Consider the following 25,886-nt stretch of genomic DNA (forward strand, 5'->3'; position numbering starts at 1 on the left):
CGGCGCGCGCCGTCGCGATGTGCCCGGCGGGCGCTGGTAGCGATGGCACATGCTGCTCACCTCCCGCCGGCCGCGTGCCGTCCTGCTGGCCGTCGCCTCGGCCACTCTGGTCGCCGCGACCCTGCCTCCGCCCGGGCCGCTCGGCATCGGCGATCCGCTCTTCCCCTACCTGGGCAACCCCGGCTACGACGTCCTCACGTACGACCTCGACTTCACCTACGGCGGCGACAACACCAAGCCGCTGGACGCCATCACCAAGATCGACGCCCGGGCCACCGAGCGCCTGGACCGGATCAATCTCGACTTCACCCACGGGGAGGTCCGCTCGGTCGAGGTCAACGGCTCAGCGGCGGAGTTCGTCACGGCCGAGGAGGACCTCGTGGTCACTCCGGCGAGGCCCGTCGGCACCGGCGCGCGGATCCGGATCACCGTCCACCACACCAGCGACCCGAGCGGCCCGGGCGGGGGCTGGCTGCGGACCGCCGACGGACTGGCGATGGCCAATCAGGCGGACGCCGCCCACCGGGTCTTCCCGGGCAACGACCACCCCGCCGACAAGGCGTACTTCACCTTCCGCGTCACCGCCCCGGCCGGACTCACCGTCGTCGCCAACGGTCTTCCCGAAGGGAAGACGCGGAAGGGCGCGAACACCACCTGGGTCTACCGCACCAGCCACCCCATGGCCACGGAGCTGGCCCAGGTCTCCATCGGCGACTCGGCCGTGATCCACCGCGAAGGACCGGACGGACTGCCCGTACGGGACGTGGTGCCGGCGGCCGACCGCGAGCTGCTGGAGCCCTGGCTGCGCAAGACCCCGGACCAGCTGCGCTGGATGGAGCGGCAGGTGGGCCCGTACCCCTTCGAGACCTACGGCGTGCTGATCGCCGGCGCCGACACCGGGTTCGAGCTGGAGACCCAGACGCTCTCGCTCTTCGAACGCGCCCTGTTCACCCGCCCCGAGTACCCGGAGTGGTACGTCGACGCGGTCATGGTCCACGAGCTGGCCCACCAGTGGTTCGGCAACAGCGTCTCGCCGCACCGGTGGTCCGATCTCTGGCTCAACGAGGGCCACGCCACCTGGTACGAGGCGCGGTACGCGGCGGAGCACGCCGGAAAGCCGCTGGCCGACCGGATGCGCAGCGCCTACACCCGCTCCGACGGATGGCGCGCGGCCGGCGGGCCCCCGGCGGCCCCCGAGCCGCCGACCGCGGGCCGGCAGATCAGCCTCTTCCGGCCGGTGGTGTACGACGGCAGCGCCCTGATCCTCTACGCCCTGCGGCAGGAGATCGGCGACGCCGCCTTCCAGCGGCTGGAGCGCGACTGGGTCCGGGACCACCGGGACGCCACGGCGACCACGGCGGACTTTGTCGCGCTGGCCTCCGAGGCCGCCGGACGCGATCTCCGGGACTTCCTCGGGCCGTGGCTGTACGGGAAGAAGACCCCGCCGATGCCCGGCCACCCGGACTGGCGCAGCACGCCGCCCGCCGAGCGGACGGTCGCGCGGTGACGGGAACGGGTCGCGTGGTGTGCGGGCGTGCGGTGACGGGTACGCCGCCTGTTCTCAGGGGGAAACCCGGGTGACGGCGGAGCCGGAATCGTGCCACCATCGACGAGTCGGCGAGGCGGCCGGGAATCATTCCCGATCGTCACGCGTTGTGACGGGTGTACCGGACTTCTCTCTTTCGACGTAAGGATCCAATGACCTCCTCTTCATCCCCTTCCCAGGCCGCGCAGAACCCCGCGGACGCTCGCACGGACAGCCTTCGGGCCGATGCCCTGATGGAAGAGGACGTCGCCTGGAGCCACGAGATCGACGGAGAGCGGGACGGCGATCAGCTCGACCGCTCCGACCGTGCCGCACTGCGCCGCGTGGCGGGCCTCTCCACCGAGCTGGAGGACGTCACCGAGGTCGAGTACCGGCAGCTCCGTCTGGAGCGCGTGGTCCTCGTCGGCGTCTGGACCTCCGGGACCGTGCAGGACGCGGAGAACTCCCTCGCCGAGCTGGCGGCGCTCGCCGAGACCGCGGGCGCCATGGTGCTCGACGGAGTCGTGCAGCGGCGCGACAAGCCCGACCCGGCCACCTACATCGGCTCCGGCAAGGCGCAGGAGCTGGCGGAGCTGGTGCTGGAGAGCGGCGCGGACACGGTGGTCTGCGACGGCGAGCTGAGCCCCGGCCAGCTGATCCACCTTGAGGACGTCGTCAAGGTCAAGGTGGTCGACCGTACGGCCCTGATCCTCGACATCTTCGCCCAGCACGCCAAGTCCCGTGAGGGCAAGGCGCAGGTCGCGCTGGCCCAGATGCAGTACATGCTGCCGAGGCTGCGCGGCTGGGGCCAGTCGCTCTCCCGGCAGATGGGTGGCGGCGGCGGTGGCGGTATGGCCACCCGCGGCCCCGGTGAGACCAAGATCGAGACGGACCGGCGACGGATCCGCGAGAAGATGGCGAAGATGCGCCGGGAGATCGCGGAGATGAAGACCGGCCGCGAGATCAAGCGGCAGGAGCGCCGGCGCAACAAGGTGCCGTCGGTCGCGATCGCCGGATACACCAACGCGGGCAAGTCATCCCTGCTCAACCGGCTGACCGGCGCGGGCGTCCTGGTGGAGAACGCGCTGTTCGCCACCCTCGACCCGACCGTGCGTCGGGCCGAGACCCCCAGCGGCCGGATCTACACCCTGGCGGACACGGTCGGCTTTGTCCGTCATCTGCCGCACCACCTGGTCGAGGCGTTCCGCTCCACGATGGAGGAGGTCGGTGACTCCGATCTCATCGTGCATGTGGTGGACGGCTCGCACCCCGTGCCGGAGGAGCAGCTGGCCGCCGTGCGCGAGGTGATCCGCGAGGTGGGCGCGGTCGACGTGCGCGAGATCGTGGTCATCAACAAGGCGGACGCCGCCGATCCGCTGGTCCTCCAGCGGCTGCTGCGCGCGGAGCGGTACGCGATCGCGGTCTCGGCGCGTACGGGCCAGGGCATCGCCGAGCTGCTCGCGCTGATCGACGAGGAGCTGCCGCGCCCCGAGGTCGAGGTCGAGGTGCTCCTGCCGTACACGCACGGCGGGCTGGTCTCGCGGGTGCACGCCGAGGGCGAGGTGCTCTCGGAGGACCACACCCCGGAGGGCACGGTGCTCAAGGCGCGGGTCCACGAGGAGCTGGCCGCCGCGCTGGCCCCGTATGTGCCGGTGGCCGGCTGACACCGGTCGCGCTCCAGCGGTTCGTTCGCGTCCCGGTAGGTTCGCGCGTACGGAACGGAAGAACGGCGAAGGCCCGCCCCCCCCTCGCGAGGGGGGGGCGGGCCTTCGCCGTGCCGGTCTCCGGTCTCCGCCACGCCGCCCGTGCGGGACGGCGTGGCGTGCGTGTCACTGGTTAGCGAACTTCTTGCTGACTCCGTCGTACACGCCCTTGGCCACATCCCCGAGGCGCGGTCCGGCCAGCCAGCCCGCGGTGACCGGGCCGATCGAGGTGTTGGAGATCAGCGCGGGCTTGCCGTCCTGGCCGGCCGCCACCCAGCCGCCGCCCGACGCGCCGCCGGTCATCGTGCAGCCGATGCGGTACATCGTCGGGTCGTCGGCGTTCAGCGAGAAACGGCCCGGCCTGTCCTCGCAGCGGAAGAGCTTCTGGCCGTCGTACGGGGCGGCCGCCGGATAGCCGGTCGCCGTCAGGCTCGTGATGTTCGCCGTGGCCGGTGCGTTGAAGTCGACCGGCAGGGCCGAACCGACCGTCTCCTCCAGCGACTTGCCCGTACCGCCCTTCTCCGGGGTGACATGGATCACCGCGAAGTCGTACGGCGCGCCCTGACCGCCCGTCGCGGCGCCCTCGGCGATCCACTGCGCGGAGGTCTGCGCCCAGTCGGCCCACCACACGCCCTCCGGAGCGATCTGCTCCTTACTGGCCTTGTCGAGATCCGCCGTCGCCAGGGCATTGTCGTTGTAGGCGGGGACGAAGGCCAGATTGCGGTACCAGCCGCCGCTCTTGCCCGCGTGGACGCAGTGGCCCGCGGTCCACACCATGTTGGACTTGCCGGGGTGGGCCGGGTCCTGCACGACCGTCGCCGAGCAGACCATCGAGCCGTCGGGGCCGTCGAAGAACAGCTTGCCGGACTCGGGCGCGTTCCGCGCGTACGTCGCGGTCACCGCCTGCGCGGTGACGGCCTTCGGCTCCGGGTCCGTGACACCCTCGTCACCCGAGATGTCCTGCTCGTTCACCGGGTTCTCCGGCGGCTTCTCCGCCTCCCGCATCCGGTCCGGGTCCCAGAGGTCCTCGATGATGGGATTGACGTAATCCCTGGCCTCCCGCAGCCACTTGTCCTTGTCCCAGTTCTTCCACTCGCCGCCCCGCCACTTGTCCATGTCGATCCCATGGTCCTTGAGCCGGTCCTTGAGATCGTCGGGAATGGTGATCACGCCGGCGCTGCTGGAGGGGGACGCAGCCGCCGCGTCGGCGTCGGAATCGTCGCCGGCCCCGCAGCCCGTCGCCGTGAGCACGAGGGCCGCGGCTATCGAGACGCCGGCCAGAACGGGGGAGGTTCTGGGCCGCGCGCTCCTCTCGCGGCGTGCGGCGCGGGTCGGACGTATGGGTCGCATCGGCGTAATCCCCCTGGGACTTCGGAACATTTCGGAACAACGGGACTGTGGGCGCACCGGGCCGTGGTGCCGGCGCCGACGCGCGGTCCCCCACTATGCCGGTGCCGAGGGGGACGGCGCACGCCAGGGCCGCGGTTCCGCGCCACAAGGAACCGCGGCTGGGCCGTGATCCCGCGCCCGCGCCGTCGTTGGGTAAAGGGAGGGGACGACGGGCGGCGGGCCGCCCGTCGAACATCCGGTGAGCGGGCGCCGTACTGACAGGCGACCGAACCGTGACAACGGGAGGACCGACAGCCGTGGCCGTGACCGAACCACCTCCGGCAGCGCCGACCGTCGCCCATGAGGGAATCCTCCGGCGCCAGTCCCTGCGCGAATCGGCCGCCCGCACCTATGCGAGAGCGCTGCCCATCGTGCCGGTCCGGGCGCGGGGGCTGACGATCGAGGGCGCCGACGGCAGACGCTATCTGGACTGCCTCTCGGGCGCGGGCACCCTGGCGCTTGGACACAACCACCCGGTGGTGCTGGAGGCGATCAGAAAAGTCCTCGACTCGGGCGCCCCGCTCCACGACCTCGACCTGGCCACCCCCGTCAAGGACGCCTTCACCACCGAGCTGTTCGCCACACTGCCACCGCGCTTCGCCCGCGACGCCCGCGTGCGGTTCTGCGGACCGGCGGGCACCGACGCGGTCGAGGCCGCCCTCGAACTCGTCCGCACCGCCACCGGCCGCGACGGACTCCTCTCCTTCACCGGCGCCCATCACGGCACGACCGCGGGGGCGCTCGCCGTCCCGGGCGGCGCCGAGGACGCACGGGTGATCCGGCTCCCGTACCCGTACGACTACCGCTGCCCCTTCGGCACCGGCGGGGAGCGCGGCGCCGAACTCGCCGCCCGCTGGACCGAGGACCTGCTCGACGACCCCGGGAGCGGACTGCCAGCCCCCGGCGGGATGATCCTCGAACCGGTGCAGGGCGAGGGCGGGGTGATCCCCGCCCCCGACGCCTGGCTGCGCAGGATGCGCGAGATCACGGCGGCCCGGTCCATCCCGCTCATCGCCGACGAGGTACAGACGGGGGTCGGTCGCACCGGCACCTTCTGGGCCGTGGAGCACAGCGGGATCACCCCCGATGTCATGGTGATGTCCAAGGCGATCGGCGGCTCCCTTCCGCTGGCCGTGATCGTGTACCGCGCGGACCTCGACACCGGGCGGCCCGGCGCCCGCACGGGCACCTTCCGGGGCAACCAGCTCGCCATGGCCGCCGGCGCGGCCACCCTCGCCCACGTACGGGAGAACCGGCTCGCCGACCGTGCCGCCATCCTCGGCGCCCGCATGCTCGGCCAACTGCGGGGCCTCGCCGCCGACCACCCCTGTGTCGGAGACGTACGAGGTCGTGGTCTGATGATCGGTGTGGAACTCGTCGCCCCGGCGGCAGGTGACCCTGCCCCGCCGGACCCCGCGCTCGCGGCAGCTGTCCAGCAGGAGTGTCTGAGCCGTGGGCTCATCGTCGAACTCGGCGGGCCCCAGGCGGCCGTGGTCCGGCTGCTTCCCCCTCTCACTCTCACCGACGAACAGGCCGTCGCCGTACTCGACCGGTTCGCCGACGCCCTGTCCGCCGCCGAGCGCACCGCGCTCCGCCGGAATTACTCCGGCCTGTCCTCCTGACCCCGGACACCCTCACAAGGAAGCCCTCCGTGAATTCCACTCCCTCACCTGATGTGCCCGAGACCGACGTCCGTGCCACCGCCGAGGAGGCGACGGTGCCACGGCAAGCGGCGGGCGGCGGCCCAGGCGAACTCCCCGCCCCCGCGGCCGACATGGACAGCGCGTCCGCCGCGGCCGACCCACTCGACCACCCCGAGCCGCAGCAGGCGGCCGACGCCGCGGCCGTCGAGAACCTGCTGCGCTGCTGGGTCCGTGAGAACAACCTGCCGCGCCCGCCGGGCGAGGTGCTGAGAATCCCGCTCGACGCCAGTGGCACCGCGCTCCTGGCCCCCGTCCGCTACTGGTCGGCGACGGGCTGGCACCGCTTCGGCATGCCGCACCTGGAAGGCGCCCCACAGGACGCCCCGGCCGCCGAGGCCGTCACGGTAGCGGCCCTCCTCGGCCGGGAATCCGGCCGCCACCAGGGCGCCGACCTGGTCGGCCGGGTCGCCAACTCGCTCTCCCAAACCGCCGACTTCATCACCGACCGCCGGGCCGCCCCGGCCGCCGACGACAACGCGGACCTTTTTCTCACCGCCGAGCAGTCACTCCTCCTGGGGCATCCCCTCCATCCCACTCCCAAGAGCCGCGAGGGACTCTCCGAAGCCGAAGCCCACCGCTACTCGCCCGAGTCGCGCGGCTCGTTCCCGCTGCACTGGATGGCCGTCGACCGCTCCGTGCTCGCCACCGACTCCGCCTGGACCGAGCAGGGCCGCGTCCTGCCCGCCGAACAGCTCACGGCCCGGTTCCTCGGCGACCACCCCCTTCCCGGGAACACCGTCGCGCTGCCCCTCCACCCCTGGCAGGCACGCGAACTGAGACACCGTCCGGCCGTCACCCAACTCCTCGACGCCGGCCTCCTGCACGACCTGGGCCCGCACGGAGCCCCCTGGCACCCCACCTCCTCCATCCGGACGGTGCACCGGTCCGGTGTGCCCGCCATGCTCAAGCTCTCCCTGGGCGTACGCATCACCAACTCCCGCCGCGAGAACCTCCGTAAGGAACTCCACCGGGGCGTCGAGGTCCACCGGCTGCTGCGCGCCGGACTCGCCAAGGAGTGGCAGGCCGCCCACCCCGGCTTCGACATCGTCCGCGACCCCGCCTGGATCGCCGTCGACACCCCGGACGGCGAACCGGTGACCGGACTCGACGTGATGCTCCGTCACAACCCGTTCGGCCCCGGTGACGACGCCGTCTGTGTCGCCGGACTGACCGCGCCGCGGCCCTATCCCGGCCGGACCGGCATGTACACCCGGCTGGCGGCGACCGTCTCCGCACTCGCCGCCCGCACCGGCCGGTCCGTGCCCGCCGTGGCCGCGGAGTGGTTCCTGCGCTATCTCGACCAGGTCGTCCGCCCGGTGCTCTGGCTCGACGGCACGGCCGGGATCGCCCTGGAGGCCCACCAGCAGAACACCCTGGTGATCCTGGACGAGGCGGGCTGGCCCGTCGGCGGCCGCTACCGCGACAACCAGGGCTACTACTTCCGTGAATCCCACCGCCCTTCGCTGGAACGCCGGCTCCCCGGCATCGGATCGGTCAGCGACACCTTCGTCTCGGACAAGGTCACCGACGAACGCTTCGCCTACTACCTCGGCATCAACAACGTCCTCGGTCTGATCGGCGCCTTCGGCGCGCAGGGGCTCGCCGACGAACGCGTACTCATCGCGGCCTTCCGGCAGTTCCTCTCCGGCGCGACAGGACTCGGCTCCCCGCTGCCGGCCCAGCTCCTGGAGAGCCCCACCCTGCGCTGCAAGGCCAATCTGCTGACCCGGCTGCACGGCCTCGACGAACTCGTCGGCCCCGTGGACACCCAGTCCGTCTACGTCACCATCACCAACCCCCTTCGCGAGTGAACGCGTCCGACCGACCGAACCGCCGAGAGGAGAGCGCCGTCATGGCCGCCGCCGACGTGAGCCCCGGCTCCGGGACCGGCTTCGGAACCCGCCCCGGAACCGGATCCGTCCCGCCCGTCGGCGGCGGCGCCGAGGACACCCTCGACCTACGGCTGTCCGGAGAACTCCTCGCCCTGTTCGGAGAGAGCGATCCCATGACCGCGACCCGGCCCGCCGACGACACGTCGGCCGGCGATCTGCTGGACACCCCCGCGGACTGGGGGCCGGCCACCACCGCGGCCGGTGTGTTCCACCTCGTACCCGTACGGCTTCCACGGGACCTGGAGCTGATCAGCCGCTGGATGAACGACCCGGCGGTGGCCGCCTTCTGGGAACTGGCCGGACCCGAAGGCGTCACGGAAGCCCATCTGCGCACCCAGCTCGACGGCGACGGACGCAGCGTCCCCTTCCTCGGCGTCCTGGACGGAGTCCCGATGAGCTACTGGGAGCTGTACCGCGCCGACCTCGACCCGCTCGCCCGCCACTACCCCGCCCGCCCCCACGACACCGGGATCCATCTGCTGCTCGGCGGCGTCGCCGACCGTGGCCGTGGCGTGGGAACCGCCCTCCTCAGAGCGGTCGGTGATCTGGTCCTCGACCACCGTCCCCGCTGCGCGCGGGTCATCGCCGAACCCGATCTGCGCAACACCCCCTCCGTCTCGGCCTTTCTCAGCGCCGGCTTCCGCTTCTCCGCCGAGATCGATCTTCCGGACAAGCGAGCCGCCCTCATGGTCCGCGACCGCGCCTTCCGTGAACTGATGTGACCATCGGCTGTCCCCCTTTCCCGCCCTTCCCCGTGCCATCCGTCCTGCCCACCGCGCGTTCTACACTCACCCGCCACCCATCGGTTTCCACCCGAGGAGTCCCCGTGTCAACGTCCCCTGCCACTCATGACTCCGCCGGTCCCGCCGGCCACATATCCACCGCCCGCCCCGCGGACCCGTCGGTACTGTTCTCCCCACCCGAGCTGAACGCCCAAGCCTGGAGCCGGGCAAGTCGGCTACTTCTCGCCAAAATGATTGGGGAGTTCGCATATGAGGAAGTAGTCGAGCCGGCCGCGCTCCCCGGGGCCCCCGAGGGCGGCTACTTCCTCGCGCTCGACGCCGGCGAGACGCTCACCTTCCGCGCCGTACGGGGCTCCTACGGCAGCTGGCGCGTCGACCCCGATTCGATGGAGTGCCAGGGCCGGCCCTTCACGGACCCCCTGCGCTTCCTCCTGATGGCCCGCGGACTGCTCGCGCTCGACGGCGGAACCCTCGGCCATCTCGTACGGGAACTCACCACCACGCTCGCGGCCGACGCCAAGCTCGCCCACACGGCCCTCACCGCGGCGGCCCTCGCGGACCTCGACTACGCGGAACTCGAAGGACACCAGACCGGCCACCCCTGGATCGTCCTGAACAAGGGCAGGGTCGGCTTCGCCGCCACCGACACGGACCGCTGGGCTCCCGAGGCCCGTACCCCGGCCACCCTCCCGTGGATCGCGGCCAGCACCTCGCTCGCCACCTACCGGGGCGTCGCCGCGCTCGACACCCCCGAACTGCTCTACGCCCTCGAACTCGACGATCCCGTGCGCGAGCGCTTCGACGCCGTACTCCGCGACAGGGGCCTCGACCCCGCCGGCTATCTCTATCTCCCCGTACACCCCTGGCAGTGGGACGAGGTCCTGGTCCAGCTCTACGCCCCGGCGATAGCCGAGGGAGCGATCGTCCCGCTCCCGACCGACGGCGACACCCGGCTGCCCCAGCAGTCGATCCGTACCTTCCTGAACATCCAGCGGCCCGACCGGCACACGGTCAAACTGCCGCTGTCGATCCTCAACACGCTCGTCTGGCGCGGACTGCCGACCGAGCGCACCCTGGCCGCCCCCGCCGTCACCGCGTGGATGCACGGGATCCGCGATGCCGACCCCTTCCTCCGCGACGAATGCGGGGTGATCCTGCTGGGCGAAGTCGCCTCCGTGACCGTCGAGCATCCTCTCTACGATCAACTCCCGGAAGTCCCGTACCAGTACAAGGAACTGCTCGGAGCCATCTGGCGCGAGCCCCTCCAGACCCGGCTGGCACCCGGCGAACGCGCCCGCACCCTCGCCTCCCTCATCCATACGGATCCGCACGGACGGGCGTTCACCGCCGAACTGGCCGAGCGCTCCGGGCTCCCCGCCGCTGAGTGGCTCCAGCGGCTCTTCGCGGCGCTCCTGCCGCCCCTCCTGCACTTCCTCTACCGGTACGGGACGGTCTTCTCCCCGCACGGCGAGAACGCCATCGTGGTCTTCGACTCCCAGGACGTACCGGTACGGCTGGCGATCAAGGACTTCGTCGACGATGTGAACATCAGTGCGCGGCCCCTGCCGGAGCACGACAGCATGCCCGCCGATGTGCGGGACATCCTCCTCACCGAGGAGCCCGTGTTCCTCACACAATTCATCCATTCAGGGCTCTTCGTCGGTGTCTTCCGCTATCTGGGGCCGCTGTGCCAGGAGCAGCTGGGCGTTCCGGAGGACGACTTCTGGTCGCTCGTCCGGGCGGAGATCGTGCGCTACCACGCCCGGTTCCCGGAGCTGAAGGAGCGCTTCGAGACATTCGACCTGCTCACGCCCCGTATCGCCCGCCTCTGCCTGAACCGGAACCGGCTGCATCTCGACGGCTACCGGGACCGCTCGGAGCGCCCGCACGCCGCCGTGCACGGCACCGTCCCGAACCCGCTCGCCGTCCGGCGCCCGGGCGAGTGACCTCCGTTGTCAGTGCCGCCCCGTAGGGTGGTCGGGCTATGACGAAGCCAACACTCAACGAGCTACTCCACGCCGCCGTCACCTCGGTCGGCGGCGTGGAACGGCCAGGCCAGGTCACCATGGCCGAGGCCGTCGCCGAAGCCATCGACGCCCCGTCCCATCTGCTCGTCCAGGCGGGCACCGGCACCGGGAAGTCCCTGGGCTATCTGGTGCCCGCCCTGGCCCACGGCGAGCGGGTCGTGGTGGCCACGGCGACCCTCGCGCTCCAGCGCCAGCTGGTGGAGCGCGACCTGCCGCGTACGGTCGACGCGCTCCACCCGCTGCTGCGCCGGCGGCCCGATTTCGCCATGCTCAAGGGGCGGTCGAACTATCTCTGTCTGCACCGGTTGCGCGAAGGGGTGCCGCAGGACGAGGAGGAGGGGCTCTTCGACCAGTTCGAGGCGGCGGCGCCCTCCAGCAGACTGGGCCAGGACCTGCTGCGGATGCGGGACTGGGCGGACGAGACGGAGACGGGCGACCGGGACGACCTGACGCCCGGGGTCTCGGACCGTGCCTGGTCCCAGGTGTCCGTGTCGTCCCGGGAGTGCCTGGGCGCGACGAAGTGCGCGTACGGTGCCGAGTGCTTCGCCGAGATGGCGCGCGAGCGGGCGAAGCTCGCGGAGGTCGTGGTCACCAACCACGCGCTCCTCGCGATCGACGCGATCGAGGGCGCTCCGGTCCTGCCGCAACACGAGGTGCTGATTGTCGACGAGGCCCATGAGCTGGTCTCGCGGGTCACCGGCGTCGCGACGGGAGAGCTGAGCCCCGGGCAGGTGCAGCGCGCCGTGCGCCGCTCGGCGAAGCTGATCGACGAGAAGACGGCCGACGCGCTCCAGACGGCCGCCGAGTCGTTCGAGCGCGTCATGGAGCTGGCCCTGCCGGGACGGCTCGAGGAGATTCCCGAAGATCTCGGCTACGCGCTGATGGCCCTGCGTGACGCGGCGCGTACGGTGATCTCGGCGCTCGGCTCGACGCGGGACAAGTCCGTGCAGGACGAGGACGTCGTCCGCAAGCAGGCGCTCGCCTCGGTGGAGTCCATCCACGGAGTCGCGGAGCGCATCGCCAACGGCTCCGAGTGGGATGTCGTCTGGTACGAGCGGCACGACCGGTTCGGCGCCTCGCTGCGGGTGGCGCCGCTCTCCGTGTCGGGGCTTCTGCGGGAGAAGCTGTTCACGGACCGCTCCGTCGTCCTGACCTCGGCCACCCTGAAGCTCGGCGGTGACTTCAACGGGGTGGGTGCCTCTCTCGGTCTGGCGCCGGAGGGCACCGTGGGGGAGGACATCCCGCAGTGGAAGGGCATCGACGTCGGCTCCCCCTTCGACTACCGCAAGCAGGGGATTCTCTATGTCGCCCGCCATCTGGCCACGCCGGGCCGGGAGGGCTCGCGCGGCGACATGATGGATGAGCTGGCGGAGCTGGTGGAGGCGGCCGGAGGGCGTACGCTCGGGCTCTTCTCCTCCATGCGGGCCGCACAGGCCGCGGCGGAGGAGCTGCGCGGGCGGCTCGAATCCCCGATTCTGCTCCAGGGCGAGGAGACGCTCGGTGAACTGATCAAGGCGTTCGCCGCGGACCCCAAGACCTGTCTCTTCGGCACGCTGTCGCTGTGGCAGGGCGTCGATGTGCCGGGGCCGAGTTCTCAGCTGGTCGTGATGGACCGGATTCCATTTCCGCGCCCCGACGATCCGCTGATGAGCGCACGCCAGAAGGCGGTGGAGGAGGCGGGCGGCAATGGATTCATGTCGGTGGCCGCGACGCATGCCGCGCTGCTGATGGCGCAGGGCGCCGGACGGCTGGTCCGGGCGAGCGGGGACCGGGGGGTGGTGGCCGTGCTCGATCCGCGGCTGGCCAATGCGCGGTACGGCAGCTTCCTGCGCGCCTCACTGCCGGATTTCTGGTATACGACGGACCGCAATACCGTACGGCGGTCCCTTGCCGCGATCGATGCGACGGCGGTGGCCGAGGGACGGTAGGCGAAAGGGCCGGGCGCCCGGCCCTGCGCGCGGAGTTGCGGTACACGAGCGTCCTGCGTGTACCGCAACTGGGAACGGAGTGTGGACGAGCGGGGTCAGACCCGCCGGAGGACGGCCACCACCTTGCCGAGGATGGTCGCGTCATCGCCGGGAATCGGCTGGTACGACGCGTTGTGCGGGAGGAGCCAGACATGGCCCTCCTCGCGCCGGAAGCGCTTGACGGTCGCCTCCCCGTCCAGCATGGCGGCGACGATGTCACCGTTCTCCGCGACGGGCTGGCGGCGGACCGTCACCCAGTCGCCGTCACAGATCGCCGCCTCGATCATGGAGTCGCCCACGACCTTCAGGACGAACAGCTCTCCGTCGCCCACCAGTTGGCGGGGGAGCGGGAACACATCCTCGACGGACTCTTCCGCGAGGATCGGCCCTCCGGCGGCGATCCGGCCGACGAGCGGGACATACGACGCGGCCGGCTTGCCGGTCGTGTCCGTCTGCTGGGTGCTCGGCTGGTCCGAGCCCCGGACCTCGTACGCCCTCGGGCGGTGCGGGTCGCGGCGCAGGAAGCCCTTGCGCTCCAGGGCCATCAGCTGGTGGGCCACGGACGAGGTGCTGGAGAGGCCCACGGCCTGGCCGATCTCCCGCATCGAGGGCGGGTAGCCGCGCCGTTGTACGGAATCGCGGATGACCTCGATGACCCTCCGCTGCCGGTCCGTGAGACCGGAGCTGTCCGCCCTGATCCCTGGAGGCCGGCCGGGCAGCGAGCGGGTGGGCTTGGAGCCCTCCGGATTCATGATTGCGTCATTCATGGCATGCACCGGCTCGAATCGGCTCTGGGAGCGGTCCTGGGCAGTGATGGTGGCACTGTCTGCGGTGGTGGTCACGTCGGCCCCTCTCGAAATGTTCTCCCTAGCTGGACAACGGTAGTAGCTTTCGAAAGGTTGCGCCAAACACACGTTCGAGTGAAAAATCGAAGACTGCCTACTTTGAGTATCCGACTGGGTGTATAGGACGCTCATTCGGTGGTTCCGCAGGGCCTTCGCCCGGTGTTTCCGCGGGCTTTCGCCGCCACGCCGCCGGCCACGCGGTGTGACGGTGGGGCGGTGTGTTCGACGAGCGGGCCCAGTCTTCCACCGGGTGGCCCGGCAGCGGCGGCGCCGCGCCCTTCCCGTACTCTCGGGGCCGGTCGCCGAAGCGTCCGGCCGCTGCCCCGACACGCGACACGCGCTGGGTCCTGGTTTGCGGTGAAACCCCAGATCTAGTGGTTGGATTGTCGCAACCACCCAGAGGTTGTGGTCCCCGTGCGAGGACGGGCGGGACATCGCCTATGCTGGGGAACGCTTCGAGGGGCTCTTTCCGGGCCCTGACGGGTCTATTTCGCCGCGCTGTGAAGAAGGGTTGGTAATCGTGCACTGTCCCTTCTGCAGGCACCCCGACAGTCGTGTGGTCGACAGCCGCACCACCGACGACGGGACGTCCATCCGGCGCCGCCGTCAGTGCCCCGACTGCTCCCGTCGTTTCACGACGGTCGAGACCGCCTCACTCATGGTGATCAAGCGCAGCGGTGTGACCGAGCCCTTCAGCCGCACCAAGGTCATCTCCGGCGTGCGCAAGGCGTGCCAGGGGCGGCCGGTCACCGAGGACGCCCTCGCCAAGCTCGGCCAGCGGGTCGAGGAGGCGGTGCGCGCCACCGGGAGCGCCGAGCTGACCACCCACGACGTGGGGCTGGCCATACTCGGCCCGTTGCAGGAGCTGGACCTCGTCGCGTACCTGCGCTTCGCGTCCGTGTACCGGGCGTTCAACTCGCTCGAAGACTTCGAGGCCGCCATCGCCGAACTGCGCGAGCGGCCCCATTCCGAGGAATGCGGCGTCGACGGGGCCAGCGAGGTCCCCGTACCCGCCACCGCCGCGGACTGACCGGCCGGCTCGATCCTGGCCGCTCCGCGGTGACGACAGACCTGTCCCGGGTGTGCTCCCTGCATGCCCGAGGCACCAGACAACAGCCCGTGCCACGGGAAGAACATGGCACTTCAGGGCGTTTTTGTACGTACATGGGAGGCGGCATGACAGAGACGGCGAGCGGCCCGGCACGAGGTACCCGCGCCAAGGGGACCAAGAGCGCCAAGGGGTTGCGCATCGAGCGGATCCACACGACCCCCGGCGTGCATCCGTACGACGAGGTCGTCTGGGAACGCCGTGACGTCGTCATGACCAATTGGCGCGACGGCTCGGTCAATTTCGAGCAGCGTGGCGTCGAGTTCCCCGACTTCTGGTCGCTGAACGCGGTCAACATCGTCACCAGCAAGTATTTCCGCGGGGCCGTCGGCACCCCGCAGCGCGAGACCGGGCTGAAGCAGCTGATCGACCGGATCGTGAAGACGTACCGCAAGGCCGGTGAGGACCACCAGTACTTCACCTCGCCCGCCGACGCCGAGATCTTCGAGCACGAGCTGGCCTACGCCCTCCTGCACCAGATCTTCAGCTTCAACTCGCCGGTCTGGTTCAACGTCGGCACGCCCCAGCCGCAGCAGGTCTCGGCGTGCTTCATCCTGTCGGTCGACGACTCCATGGACTCGATCCTCGACTGGTACAAGGAAGAGGGGATGATCTTCAAGGGGGGCTCGGGCGCCGGTCTGAACCTCTCCCGGATCCGCTCCTCCAAGGAGCTGCTCTCCTCCGGAGGCAACGCCTCGGGCCCCGTCTCCTTCATGCGCGGCGCCGACGCCTCCGCCGGAACCATCAAGTCGGGCGGCGCCACGCGCCGGGCGGCCAAGATGGTCATCCTCGACGTCGACCACCCCGACATCGAGGACTTCATCGAGACCAAGGTGAAGGAGGAGGAGAAGATCCGCGCCCTGCGCGACGCGGGCTTCGACATGGACCTGGGCGGCGACGACATCACGTCCGTCCAGTACCAGAACGCCAACAACTCGGTCCGGGTGAACGACGAGTTCATGAAGGCCGTCGAGGCCGGCGGCAAGTTCGGGCTCCGGGCCCGGATGACCGGCGACGTCATCGAAGAGGTCGAGGCGAAGACCCTCTTCCGCAAGATGGCCGAGGCCGCCTGGGCCTGCGCCGACCCGGGTATCCAGTACGACGACACGATCAACCGCTGGCACACCTGCCCCGAGTCCGGCCGGATCAACGGCTCGAACCCGTGCAGCGAGTACATGCACCTGGACAACACCTCGTGCAACCTTGCCTCGCTGAACCTGATGAAGTTCCTCAAGGACGACGGCAAGGGCAACCAGTCCTTCGAGTCCGAGCGCTTCGCCAAGGTCGTCGAGCTGGTCATCACCGCGATGGACATCTCCATCTGCTTCGCGGACTTCCCGACGCAGAAGATCGGCGAGAACACCCGCGCCTTCCGCCAGCTCGGCATCGGCTACGCCAACCTCGGCGCCCTGCTGATGGCCACGGGCCACGCGTACGACTCCGAGGGCGGCCGCGCGCTGGCCGGCGCCATCACCTCGCTGATGACGGGCACCTCCTACCGGCGCTCCGCCGAGCTGGCCGCGGTCGTCGGCGCGTACGACGGCTACGCCCGCAACGCCGAGCCGCACAAGCGCGTCATGAAGCAGCACTCCGACGCCAACGCCGCGGCCGTCCACGTGGACGACCTCGACGGTCCGGTCTGGGCCGCCGCCACCGAGGCATGGCAGGACGTGCTGCGCCTCGGCGAGAAGAACGGCTTCCGCAACGCCCAGGCGTCGGTCATCGCCCCGACCGGCACCATCGGTCTCGCGATGTCCTGCGACACCACCGGTCTTGAGCCCGACCTCGCGCTGGTCAAGTTCAAGAAGCTGGTCGGCGGCGGTTCGATGCAGATCGTCAACGGCACCGTTCCGCAGGCGCTGCGCCGCCTCGGCTACCAGCCCGAGCAGATCGAGGCGATCGTCGCCCACATCGCCGAGAACGGTGTGGTCGTCGACGCGCCCGGTCTGAAGACCGAGCACTACGAGGTCTTCGACTGCGCGATGGGCGAGCGCTCCATCTCCGCCATGGGACATGTCCGCATGATGGCGGCCATCCAGCCGTGGATCAGCGGCGCGCTCTCCAAGACGGTGAACCTCCCGGAGACCGCCACCGTCGAGGACGTCGAAGAGGTCTACTTCGAGGCGTGGAAGATGGGCGTCAAGGCGCTCGCGATCTACCGCGACAACTGCAAGGTCGGCCAGCCCCTCTCCGCCAAGAAGAAGGAGGAGGAGAAGGTCACCGAGAAGGCCGAGGACACCATCCGCCAGGCGGTGGAGAAGGTCATCGAGTACCGCCCGGTCCGCAAGCGTCTGCCCAAGGGCCGGCCCGGTCTCACCACCTCCTTCACGGTCGGTGGCGCCGAGGGGTACATGACAGCCAATTCCTACCCCGACGACGGTCTCGGTGAGGTCTTCCTCAAGATGTCCAAGCAGGGTTCGACCCTCGCCGGGATGATGGACGCCTTCTCGATCGCCGTCTCGGTCGGTCTTCAGTACGGCGTTCCGCTGGAGACGTACGTCTCGAAGTTCACGAACATGCGCTTCGAGCCGGCCGGTATGACGGACGACCCGGACGTACGGATGGCGCAGTCGATCGTTGACTACATCTTCCGCCGTCTCGCACTGGACTTCCTGCCCTTCGAGACCCGCTCGGCCCTCGGTATCCACTCGGCCGAGGAGCGGCAGCGCCACCTGGACACCGGTTCGTACGAGCCGTCCCTGGACGAGGGCGGGCTCGACTCGGGAAGCCTGACCCTGGCCCAGCCGGTCGCGCAGGCACCGGAGCCGGCGGCGCCCAAGGCGGCGGCCGTGCCGGCGCCGAAGGTGGCGCACACCTCGGCCGAACTGGTCGAGATGCAGCTGGGCATCAGCGCCGACGCGCCGCTCTGCTTCTCCTGCGGCACCAAGATGCAGCGGGCGGGATCCTGCTACATCTGCGAGGGCTGTGGCTCCACCAGCGGGTGCAGCTGATCCGATGATCCGTACGCGGCCTGTTCGGCCGCGTACGGGGACGCGCTGAGAGGGGCGGTGGGCCGGTCGGTCCGCCGCCCCTCCGGTGTCCGTACGGGCGCCGGGCCGGTACGCCGGGGTGGTGGCGGGGTCAGGCGCCCATGCGCGCGCCGAAGGACTGCGGGTCGGTGTCGGTGAAGCCACGGACGGACGGGCGGAAGCGCCAGGAGCCCGAGGGTTCGCGGGTGAACTCGGCGACCGTGGCGGCGGTGGCGTCGGCGAGTCCCGTTAAGTCGTGCTCGGCCAGCTCCGTGTATCCCTCCATGATCCGGACCGCGGGGTTGGCGATCTCGCCGAACGTCCGGTGGCCGTCGTGCTGCTGAATGGCCACGCCGACCACCACGCGGACATAGCCGGCGCCCAGCCGGTCCAGCTCCAGCGTCATCTCCTCGTCGTCGCCGAAGCCCTGGCCGGTGCGGCTCTGCCGGTCCAGGGTGATCGTCCCGTCGGGGGAGCGGCTGGCGAAGTGGACCAGATAGGCGGGCACCGTGGGGGCGTCGGACGTGAAGGTCGCCGCCACGATGTCGAGATCGTGCGGAGGACCGCCCCTGGGGCTCGGGTCCCATTTGAGCGCGACCTCGACCTTGGACACTCCCCTGTTGAGACTGCTCACCAGTCTTCCCCCTCCGTCGGACCGTCGGACCCAAGGCTAGACCGGGGGTACGACAACGCGTGGGGCGATCTGTCCAGTTGACGCCAGCTTGGCCGGTACTCGCCGCGCGCGGGCGGCGTACGCCGCGTACGGCCGCTCCGTATCGCATCGGTATCGCCTCCCCCGGGAGAGTGACGGGTGCCACGTCCCGCGCCGTACGATGGCGCCGTGCTGGTCAAGTGGATTCGCTGCACCGTGGTCGACCGTCGAGGTTTTGAACGCGGACAGCGGAAATGGGCGGGGTTGCTCGGTGAGCCGGGGTTCCGGGGACAGAGCGGGGGATGGAGCAGGGCGAGGCCGGGCGTGGTCCATGTGTTCGCGTTCTGGGAGAGCCGCGCCTTCTACGACTCGTTCATGGCGCGCTCGCACGACCGGCTGGCCGCCTCACAGGTCGGGACGTTCAAGGACAGCCAGGTCAAGCTCTTCGACTACCGCTTCGATGTGAAGACGGGTTTCGAGCCGCGGTTCACCGACGCGGATGTGGTCCGGGTCGCGCACTGCAAGGTCCACGAGGACCGGGTGGAGCACTTCGCGCTGATGCAGGAGAAGGTCTGGAACCCCGCGATGGCCGGATCGCCCGGCATGGTGCGCGGAGTGTTCGGTGAGGCGCCCGGCCATGAGTTCATCGTGCTCTCGATGTGGCAGTCGGCCGCGGAACACGGAAAGTACCGGGCCGAGCGCGTCGAGCGGCTGACCCTGCGCGCGCAGACGGCCTCGGACGTGGCGGCGCTGGCGGGGGACGTCGTCGACCTCGAAGCCTCCTGGACGGTGTGACCGTACGGTTTCCGGCCATGTCCGTCTGTCCCGTTGCTGCGCCGAATGGCCGGTAAATAGCGGTAGCCGGTCGTACGATCGGATCCGGCCCGATCTAGGGTCGGGGCATGGCCCGACCGCGACGCATCGTCCTTGTCCGGCACGGCGAGTCGGAGGGCAACGCGGACGACACCGTGTACGAGAGGGAGCCGGACCATGCCCTGGCGCTCACCGGAACCGGCCGCAGACAGGCCGAGGAGACCGGGGCGCGGCTGCGTGAGCTGTTCGGCGGGGAGCGGATCAACGTCTTCGTCTCCCCGTACCGCCGAACCCATCAGACGCTGCACGCGTTCGGCCTCGACCCGGGACAGGTGCGGATACGGGAGGAGCCCCGGCTGCGCGAGCAGGACTGGGGGAACTGGCAGGACCGGGACGATGTCCGCCTCCAGAAGGCGTACCGGGACGCGTACGGGCACTTCTTCTACCGCTTCGCGCAGGGCGAGTCCGGCGCGGATGTGTACGACCGCGTCAGCGCGTTCCTGGAATCGCTTCACCGCAGTTTCGACGCGCCGGACTCGCCGGAGAACGTACTGCTGGTGACCCACGGGCTGACCATGCGGCTGTTCTGCATGCGCTGGTTCCACTGGTCGGTGGCCGAATTCGAGTCACTGTCGAACCCGGGCAACGCGGAGACCAGGATCCTGCTGCGGGGAGCGGACGGCAGCTACACCCTGGACCGGCCTTTCGAGCGCTGGCGCCTCCCCGAGCCGTACGGCCGTACCGGATGACGCCGTACGGGACAGAGCCGCACCGCACAGAGCCGCGCCGATGGGGCCGCACCGGATAGAATGAGTGTGCGATGACCGTTGATTCCGTGCCCGGCCGGAGCCCCGGCCCGCGCTTCGAGCGCGCTCTCGCCAGCCTGCGGGGGCTGGCCGTGGGAGACGCCCTGGGCTCCCAGTTCTTCGTACCGTCCAACTATCCACTGCTGAAGCGGCGCGAGCTGCCGCCGGGCGACTGGCAGTGGACCGATGACACCGAGATGGGCGCGTCGGTCCTGGCGGTGCTGGCCGCGCACGGCCGTATCGATCAGGACGCGCTCGCGCACTCGTTCGCCGTGCGCCATGATTTCGACCGGGGATACGGTCCGGCCGTCAATCGGATGCTCCGGCTCATCCGGGAGGGGGGCGACTGGCGTGAACTCGCCGCCGGCCTCTTCGGCGGACAGGGCTCCTGGGGCAACGGCGCCGCGATGCGGATCGCGCCGCTCGGCGCCTGGTACGCGGACGACCCGGAACAGGCCACGCACCAGGCCGAGATCTCCGCGTACACCACCCACCAGCACCGCGAGGCCGTGGCCGGCGCGATGGCGGTCGCCGCCGCCGCTGCCCTGGCGGCCTCCCCGGCGGGGCCGCCCTCGCCCGGGGCGCTGCTCGACGGGGTCGTCGCGCTGGTGCCGCGCAGCGCGGTCGGCGCGGGGCTGCGCCGGGCCCGCGACATGCTGGACTACGCGGACGCCGGCACGGTCGCCGCGGTCCTCGGCAACGGCCGGCGCACCAGCGCCCACGACACCGTCCCCTTCGCCCTGTGGTCGGCCGCCCGCGCGCTCGACGACTACGAGCGGGGCTTCTGGACCACCGCCCAGGCGGGCGGGGACACCGACACGACCTGCGCGATCGCCGGGGGAGTGATCGCCGCGGGGCGCGCGGGGGCGCCGCCGGAGCACTGGTGGGCGCGAACGGAAGCGCTGCCCGCGTGGCTGCCCTCCGCGGCCTCCGACCGCTGAGCCGGATCCGGCCACCGCGGACAGGCCCGGGGGCACGGCCAGTTGGGCCCGGAGCGCCGCTCGCGGGCCGCCTGCGGCGCCCCCGGTCCCGCTCCGCGCGGGCCGGACGGTACCCGGTCTGTCGCAGCCGGTCCGGGCGGCGTAACCTGACTAGTGCCATGCCGTACGAAGCACCCACGCACACCGTCGAGCGCTCGCTGCGCGCCACCACCGACGCCAGGATCATCGCGGGCGTCGACGAGGTCGGACGCGGCGCGTGGGCCGGACCCGTCACGGTGTGCGCGGCCGTCACGGGACTGCGCAGACCGCCCGCCGGTCTCACCGACTCCAAGCTGATCAGCCCCAAACGCCGTACGGAGCTGGCCGGCGAGCTGGAGTCGTGGGTCACCTCGTACGCCCTCGGGGACTCCTCCCCGGAGGAGATCGACGCCCTCGGGATGACCGCGGCGCTCAGGCTCGCCGCCGTACGCGCCCTGGAGGCGCTGCCGGTACGGCCCGACGCGGTGATCCTCGACGGCAAGCACGACTATCTCGGAGGACCCTGGAAGGTGCGTACGGTCATCAAGGGCGACCAGTCCTGCGTCTCGGTGGCGGCCGCCTCGGTGCTCGCCAAGGTGCGCAGGGACGCCATGATGGCCGAACTGGGCGCGGAGTCCGAGCAGTACGCGCCCTTCGCCTTCGACGCCAACGCCGGCTACCCCTCGCCCGTGCACAGGGCGGCGCTGGAGGAGCGGGGTCCGACGGCGCACCACCGGCTCTCGTGGTCCTATCTCGACGCGCTGCCCCGATGGCGGCACCTCAAGAAGGTCCGGGTCTCCCCGGAGGCCGCAGCCATGGAAAGCGGGGGCCAACTCGGCTTCGACTTCTGAACGTCCGGCGCTCCGGGCCGCACCGCGGTCCGGAATGTTCGGTGCTCTTCTCACCCATGTGCCCTTCCGGCAGTGGGTATGGGTACGAATGTGCCCACCCGCCGATGCGTTTAGCACCGGTGTTTGATAGACATCCAGTCATGCCTCTCATCCCTCAGGAGCCTCAGATTCACGAGAGAGCCCAGGGTCCCAGCGCCGCGCCGGCCACCGGCCGTACCGCGCCGACCCCTCGTCCCGTACCCGGTCCGCGTCCCGTTCCCGGGCCGCGCTCCGCCGCGACGCCGCGTCCCGGACGTCCGGGTCCCCGTCCCGCGAGGCCCGCGCCGCCGGCGCAGCGCTCGCAGCCCGCCGGCCAGCCCGAGGCGCCCGGCACTTCCACCCCCAACTCCCCTTCCGTACCCCGGATCCAGCTCGTTCCGGCGCCGGTCGCGGGCGCGCTCGACGCCGCGGAAGAGGCGGTCGACCTGCTGCTCGACTCCGGTCGCGCGCCGGGCGACATCCTCGTGCTCACCACCGGCGAACAGCACCCGTGGGCCACCCACGAGCTGTCCTTCGGCGAAGCCGCGTACTGGGCCCAGCACGACGCGCGCGAAGACGTGTTCTTCGCCGACGCCGCCGCTGTCACCCGGGCGCGCCCCCGGCCCGTCGTGGTCGTCGTGGCGAACGGCGGTGGCGACGAGGCCGTCGCCCGGGTGCTGCCCCTGGCCCGGGAGCGGGCCGCCGCCCTGCTGATCGTGTGCGGCGACTCCGCGAAGATCAACCCCCTGCTCGGCGCGGGCGTCTGAGCCGTACGACATCGGGTGCGCCTCCGGTCGGGCGGAAGCGCACGTCGTACGGCCCGGTCGTGACCCGGCTGCCCGCTCCGGGGGCGGCCGGGCCGCCGTGCGTCAGCGTGCGGCCGTACGCCGGAGCGCTTCCATGGCTCCACCGCCGCCGCGCGGTGGTGCGGACGCGGGCTCGGCGGCGGTCTCCGCGAGAGCGGCGGGCGGCGACTCGGAGCTGGGCCGACGGCCGCCCCGGCCCTCGCCCAGCACCTGCCAGCCGCCGCGCGTCAGCGTGATGTACGCCCCGCAGCGCAGCCCGTGCAGGGTGCAGGCGTCCCGCAGCCCCCAGAGCCACGCCCCGTCCTCCTCCGTCCAGCGCGCGTCGCCCTCGCGGCAGTAGAGCAGCACGGCGGTGCGGACCGGCGTGCGACGGCGCAGATCGTGCGGAATGACACGGCGCAGATGGGCCAGGAGCGCGTTCCGGAACTCCCAGCCGTCCACCGGGACGGCACGGGGCACGAACGACGCGCTGGCGGCGAGCCGTTCCTCATGGTCGAGCACGGCCACGACAGCGGTCCCCGGCAGGGGCCGGTGCCGGCTGTGCAGGCCGCTGACGACCTCGCGGGGATCCCCGAGCAGCGGAATTCCCGCCGCCGCCCACTCGGCGGGTTCGAGCATCCTGGCGAGGCGGCTGACGGAAACGGCCGGGTTGTTCATGGAACCGGCTGCGGACGGAGCGAATCCGAAGGTCACGTTCCTCCCTTCGCATACGCGCCCACACTGCGGGCAGGGGCGGGTGGGCACGCGCCGCGGCACAGCCCTGGCGGATCGCGAACGGGCCGTGCGGGGGCAGTTCCAATTCTCACCGGCGCGGGGGCGCGCGGCAACGAGCAATTGGCGCCGCCGACCGGAATGCGGAGAAATGACGGCCATATCCCTGCCGTGATCCACCGCGAGCGGCCTGTCCGGTCAGGTCTGAACGGCGAGGACCAGCGGGAACACCCCCTGCGCACCGGCCCGGAGCAGCAGCCGCGCGGCCACCGCGAGCGTCCAGCCGGTGTCCGAGAGATCGTCGACGAGCAGGACGGGGCCGCCGGCGGACACCAGGGCGGCGGCCAGCTCGGGCGGCACCGCCAGCGTTTGGTGCAGCGCCCGGACCCGCTGCGCGCTGTTCGTACGGGAGGCTGCACCGTCGGCCGCGTCCGGCGTGGACGTGACCGTCCCGAGCAGGGGCATCCGGCCGGCCTCCGCGATACGGCTGCCGAGCGATCCGACGAGTCGGGGCCTGCCGTGCGAGGCGACGGTCACCACCCCGACGGGCCGGGGCGGCGCGTCGGGCGCGCCGGAGGCCCAACCGCCCGGCCCCTTCGCCCAGTCGGCGAGCACGCTCACCACCGCGCCCACCACCTCGTCGGACACCGGGCCGTCCGGGGCCCGCGGCGCGAGCAGCGGACGGAGCCGGTTGCCCCAGCCGATGTCGGACAGCCGGCCCAGCGCGCGCCCCGCGAAGGACTGCTCGCCCGGTGGAATACGGCCCTTGAGGTCCACGCCGACCGCCGCCAGCCCGGTCGGCCACATCTTCCGGGGCTCCACCTCGACCCCCGGCCTGCCCAGCTCGCCGCGCGCCGCGTCCAGGGCCGCGCCGGTCACCTTGTCCTCGAACCGCGCCCCCGCGCAGTTGTCGCACCGCCCGCAGGCGGTGGCCTCCTCGTCGTCCAGCTGCCGGCGCAGGAACTCCATCCGGCAGCCGGTCCCCGACGCGTAGTCCCGCATGGCCTGCTGCTCGGCCCCGCGCTGCCGCGACACCCAGGCGTACCGCTCGGTGTCGTACACCCAGGGCTCTCCCGTCGCCGTCCAGCCGCCCTTCATCCGCCGCACCGCGCCGTCCACGTCCAGCACCTTGAGCATCGTCTCCAGCCGGGTGCGCCGCAGCTCCACCAGCGGCTCCAGCGCGGGCAGCGACAGCGGCCGGTCGGAGCGTCCCAGGACATCGAGGGTGCGGCGCACCAGCTCCTCCGGAGGGAAGGCGACCGAGGCGAAGTACTGCCAGATCGCCTCGTCCTCCTTGCCGGGCAGCAGCAGCACCTCGGCGTGCGCCACCCCGCGGCCGGCCCGGCCCACCTGCTGGTAGTAGGCGATGGGCGAGGACGGCGAGCCGAGATGGACCACGAATCCGAGGTCGGGCTTGTCGAAGCCCATGCCGAGCGCGGAAGTCGCGACCAGTGCCTTGACCCGGTTGGCCAGCAGATCCTCCTCCGCCTGCTGGCGCTCCGCGTTCTCCGTACGGCCCGTGTACGAGGCGACGGTGTGCCCGCACTGACGCAGGAACGCGGTGACCTCCTCGGCGGCCGCCACCGTGAGGGTGTAGATGATTCCCGACCCGGGCAGCTCGCTCAGATGGTCGGCCAGCCAGGCCAGCCGGTGCGCCGCGTCCGGCAGCCGGAGCACATGCAGACTGAGGCTCTCCCGGTCCAGCGGCCCGCGCAGCACCAGCGCGTCCGTCCCCGCGCCCGTCCCCAGCTGCTCGGCTACATCGGCCGTCACCCGGGAGTTCGCCGTGGCCGTCGTGGCGAGGACCGGCACTCCGGACGGCAGCTCCGCGAGCATGGTCCGCAGCCGCCGGTAGTCGGGCCGGAAATCGTGGCCCCAGTCGGAGATGCAGTGCGCCTCGTCCACCACCAGCAGACCGGTCGCCGCGGCGAGCCGGGGCAGCACCTGGTCGCGGAAGTCCGGATTGTTCAGCCGTTCGGGGCTGACCAGCAGAACATCGACCTCGCCGCCGGCCACCTCCGCCTGGATGGTGTCCCACTCCTCCGCGTTCGACGAATTGATCGTCCTGGCCCGGATCCCGGCCCGTGCGGCGGCCTCCACCTGATTGCGCATCAGCGCGAGCAGCGGGGAGACGATCACGGTCGGACCCGCGCCGGCCGCCCGCAGCAGGGATGTCGCGACGAAGTAGACCGCCGACTTCCCCCAGCCGGTGCGCTGGACGACCAGCGCCCGGCGCTTGTCGGCGACGAGCGCCTCGATGGCCCGCCACTGGTCCTCACGCAGCCGGGCGGTGCCGTCGGCACTCCCGACGAGGCGGGCGAGTACGGAGTCGGCCGAGGCCCGGAGAGCTGCGCGGTCTGGGTTGGTCATGCCCCCATGCAACCCGATGGCCCGGACAA

19 protein-coding genes are annotated in these 25,886 nt (G+C 71.3%); 14 read left to right on the forward strand and 5 right to left on the reverse strand.

The window, feature by feature from the left end:
* The first annotated feature begins 49 nt into the window (after nt 1–49).
* Both DVK44_RS26650 and hflX read left to right on the forward strand, forming a co-directional pair.
* Nucleotides 50–1,507, forward strand: a complete 1,458-nt coding sequence (locus DVK44_RS26650) for a M1 family metallopeptidase (RefSeq protein WP_114662664.1) — start codon at nt 50–52, stop codon at nt 1,505–1,507.
* Nucleotides 1,508–1,698: 191 nt separating this feature from the next.
* A complete protein-coding gene (gene hflX / locus DVK44_RS26655; RefSeq protein ID WP_114662666.1) occupies nt 1,699–3,189 on the forward strand; it encodes a GTPase HflX in 1,491 nt (496 codons plus the stop codon).
* A 165-nt stretch (nt 3,190–3,354) separates the two neighbouring features.
* Here the strand turns inward: hflX and DVK44_RS26660 are convergent, their stop codons facing one another.
* Nucleotides 3,355–4,578 carry a trypsin-like serine peptidase gene (locus DVK44_RS26660; RefSeq protein WP_114662668.1) on the reverse strand — a complete coding sequence of 408 codons (1,224 nt, stop codon included), beginning with the start codon at nt 4,576–4,578 and terminating at the stop codon, nt 3,355–3,357.
* A 296-nt stretch (nt 4,579–4,874) separates the two neighbouring features.
* Here DVK44_RS26660 and DVK44_RS26665 point away from each other — a divergent pair, with 296 nt between their 5' ends.
* The 5 genes from DVK44_RS26665 (at nt 4,875) to DVK44_RS26685 (ending at nt 12,910) form a co-directional block, all read left to right on the forward strand.
* The gene (locus DVK44_RS26665) at nt 4,875–6,239 is read left to right on the forward strand and encodes a diaminobutyrate--2-oxoglutarate transaminase family protein (RefSeq protein ID WP_114662670.1); all 1,365 of its coding nucleotides are present in this window, start codon (nt 4,875–4,877) and stop codon (nt 6,237–6,239) included.
* Nucleotides 6,240–6,268: 29 nt separating this feature from the next.
* Nucleotides 6,269–8,131, forward strand: a complete 1,863-nt coding sequence (locus DVK44_RS26670) for an IucA/IucC family protein (RefSeq protein ID WP_181957536.1) — start codon at nt 6,269–6,271, stop codon at nt 8,129–8,131.
* Nucleotides 8,132–8,172: 41 nt separating this feature from the next.
* Entirely contained in the window at nt 8,173–8,934 is a 762-nt protein-coding gene (locus DVK44_RS26675) for a GNAT family N-acetyltransferase (RefSeq protein WP_114662672.1), read from the forward strand.
* A 104-nt stretch (nt 8,935–9,038) separates the two neighbouring features.
* Entirely contained in the window at nt 9,039–10,901 is a 1,863-nt protein-coding gene (locus DVK44_RS26680) for an IucA/IucC family protein (RefSeq protein ID WP_408055361.1), read from the forward strand.
* Between the two features lie 38 nt (nt 10,902–10,939).
* Complete coding sequence (locus DVK44_RS26685; protein ID WP_114662676.1) at nt 10,940–12,910, forward strand: ATP-dependent DNA helicase; 1,971 nt, start codon at nt 10,940–10,942, stop codon at nt 12,908–12,910.
* Between the two features lie 95 nt (nt 12,911–13,005).
* Here the strand turns inward: DVK44_RS26685 and lexA are convergent, their stop codons facing one another.
* On the reverse strand, nt 13,006–13,791 hold the full coding sequence (gene lexA, locus DVK44_RS26690; RefSeq protein ID WP_114662677.1) for a transcriptional repressor LexA: 786 nt from the start codon (nt 13,789–13,791) through the stop codon (nt 13,006–13,008).
* Nucleotides 13,792–14,314: 523 nt separating this feature from the next.
* Between lexA and nrdR the strand changes: the two genes are divergently transcribed.
* Nucleotides 14,315–14,824, forward strand: coding sequence for a transcriptional regulator NrdR (gene nrdR, locus DVK44_RS26695; protein ID WP_114662679.1), 510 nt, complete (start codon nt 14,315–14,317; stop codon nt 14,822–14,824).
* Between the two features lie 146 nt (nt 14,825–14,970).
* Nucleotides 14,971–17,853 (forward strand): vitamin B12-dependent ribonucleotide reductase, encoded by a 2,883-nt coding sequence (locus tag DVK44_RS26700; RefSeq protein ID WP_114662681.1) that lies wholly within the window; start codon nt 14,971–14,973, stop codon nt 17,851–17,853.
* Between the two features lie 130 nt (nt 17,854–17,983).
* Here the strand turns inward: DVK44_RS26700 and DVK44_RS26705 are convergent, their stop codons facing one another.
* Nucleotides 17,984–18,505 (reverse strand): TerD family protein, encoded by a 522-nt coding sequence (locus DVK44_RS26705; protein WP_114662691.1) that lies wholly within the window; start codon nt 18,503–18,505, stop codon nt 17,984–17,986.
* 207 nt (nt 18,506–18,712) lie between these two features.
* On the opposite strand from DVK44_RS26705, the gene DVK44_RS26710 reads away from it, so the two are divergent.
* From DVK44_RS26710 to DVK44_RS26730, 5 genes are all read left to right on the forward strand, one after another.
* Entirely contained in the window at nt 18,713–19,318 is a 606-nt protein-coding gene (locus DVK44_RS26710) for a YdbC family protein (RefSeq protein WP_114665454.1), read from the forward strand.
* Between the two features lie 107 nt (nt 19,319–19,425).
* The gene (locus DVK44_RS26715; protein ID WP_114662693.1) at nt 19,426–20,085 is read left to right on the forward strand and encodes a histidine phosphatase family protein; all 660 of its coding nucleotides are present in this window, start codon (nt 19,426–19,428) and stop codon (nt 20,083–20,085) included.
* A gap of 71 nt (nt 20,086–20,156) precedes the next feature.
* Nucleotides 20,157–21,083 carry an ADP-ribosylglycohydrolase family protein gene (locus tag DVK44_RS26720; RefSeq protein WP_114662695.1) on the forward strand — a complete coding sequence of 309 codons (927 nt, stop codon included), beginning with the start codon at nt 20,157–20,159 and terminating at the stop codon, nt 21,081–21,083.
* A gap of 158 nt (nt 21,084–21,241) precedes the next feature.
* Nucleotides 21,242–21,952 carry a ribonuclease HII gene (locus DVK44_RS26725; protein ID WP_114662697.1) on the forward strand — a complete coding sequence of 237 codons (711 nt, stop codon included), beginning with the start codon at nt 21,242–21,244 and terminating at the stop codon, nt 21,950–21,952.
* A gap of 140 nt (nt 21,953–22,092) precedes the next feature.
* On the forward strand, nt 22,093–22,737 hold the full coding sequence (locus DVK44_RS26730; RefSeq protein ID WP_114662699.1) for a hypothetical protein: 645 nt from the start codon (nt 22,093–22,095) through the stop codon (nt 22,735–22,737).
* A 102-nt stretch (nt 22,738–22,839) separates the two neighbouring features.
* Here the strand turns inward: DVK44_RS26730 and DVK44_RS26735 are convergent, their stop codons facing one another.
* Both DVK44_RS26735 and DVK44_RS26740 read right to left on the reverse strand, forming a co-directional pair.
* The gene (locus tag DVK44_RS26735) at nt 22,840–23,469 is read right to left on the reverse strand and encodes a hypothetical protein (protein WP_114662701.1); all 630 of its coding nucleotides are present in this window, start codon (nt 23,467–23,469) and stop codon (nt 22,840–22,842) included.
* Between the two features lie 216 nt (nt 23,470–23,685).
* The gene (locus DVK44_RS26740; protein WP_114662703.1) at nt 23,686–25,857 is read right to left on the reverse strand and encodes a RecQ family ATP-dependent DNA helicase; all 2,172 of its coding nucleotides are present in this window, start codon (nt 25,855–25,857) and stop codon (nt 23,686–23,688) included.
* Between the last annotated feature and the right edge of the window lie 29 nt (nt 25,858–25,886).

It is taken from the genome of Streptomyces paludis (genome assembly GCF_003344965.1).
Taxonomy (GTDB): Bacteria; Actinomycetota; Actinomycetes; order Streptomycetales; family Streptomycetaceae; genus Streptomyces; species Streptomyces paludis.

Excerpts from the sequence above, each read along its gene's own strand:
- hflX (WP_114662666.1), top strand. The coding sequence starts at position 1,699 with ATGACCTCCTCTTCATCCCCTTCCCAGGCCGCGCAGAACCCCGCGGAC.
- DVK44_RS26660 (WP_114662668.1), bottom strand. The coding sequence starts at position 4,578 with ATGCGACCCATACGTCCGACCCGCGCCGCACGCCGCGAGAGGAGCGCG.
- DVK44_RS26685 (WP_114662676.1), top strand. The coding sequence starts at position 10,940 with ATGACGAAGCCAACACTCAACGAGCTACTCCACGCCGCCGTCACCTCG.
- DVK44_RS26730 (WP_114662699.1), top strand. The coding sequence starts at position 22,093 with ATGCCTCTCATCCCTCAGGAGCCTCAGATTCACGAGAGAGCCCAGGGT.
- DVK44_RS26675 (WP_114662672.1), top strand. The coding sequence starts at position 8,173 with ATGGCCGCCGCCGACGTGAGCCCCGGCTCCGGGACCGGCTTCGGAACC.
- DVK44_RS26650 (WP_114662664.1), top strand. The coding sequence starts at position 50 with ATGCTGCTCACCTCCCGCCGGCCGCGTGCCGTCCTGCTGGCCGTCGCC.
- DVK44_RS26740 (WP_114662703.1), bottom strand. The coding sequence starts at position 25,857 with ATGACCAACCCAGACCGCGCAGCTCTCCGGGCCTCGGCCGACTCCGTA.
- DVK44_RS26715 (WP_114662693.1), top strand. The coding sequence starts at position 19,426 with ATGGCCCGACCGCGACGCATCGTCCTTGTCCGGCACGGCGAGTCGGAG.
- DVK44_RS26700 (WP_114662681.1), top strand. The coding sequence starts at position 14,971 with ATGACAGAGACGGCGAGCGGCCCGGCACGAGGTACCCGCGCCAAGGGG.
- DVK44_RS26725 (WP_114662697.1), top strand. The coding sequence starts at position 21,242 with ATGCCGTACGAAGCACCCACGCACACCGTCGAGCGCTCGCTGCGCGCC.
- DVK44_RS26720 (WP_114662695.1), top strand. The coding sequence starts at position 20,157 with ATGACCGTTGATTCCGTGCCCGGCCGGAGCCCCGGCCCGCGCTTCGAG.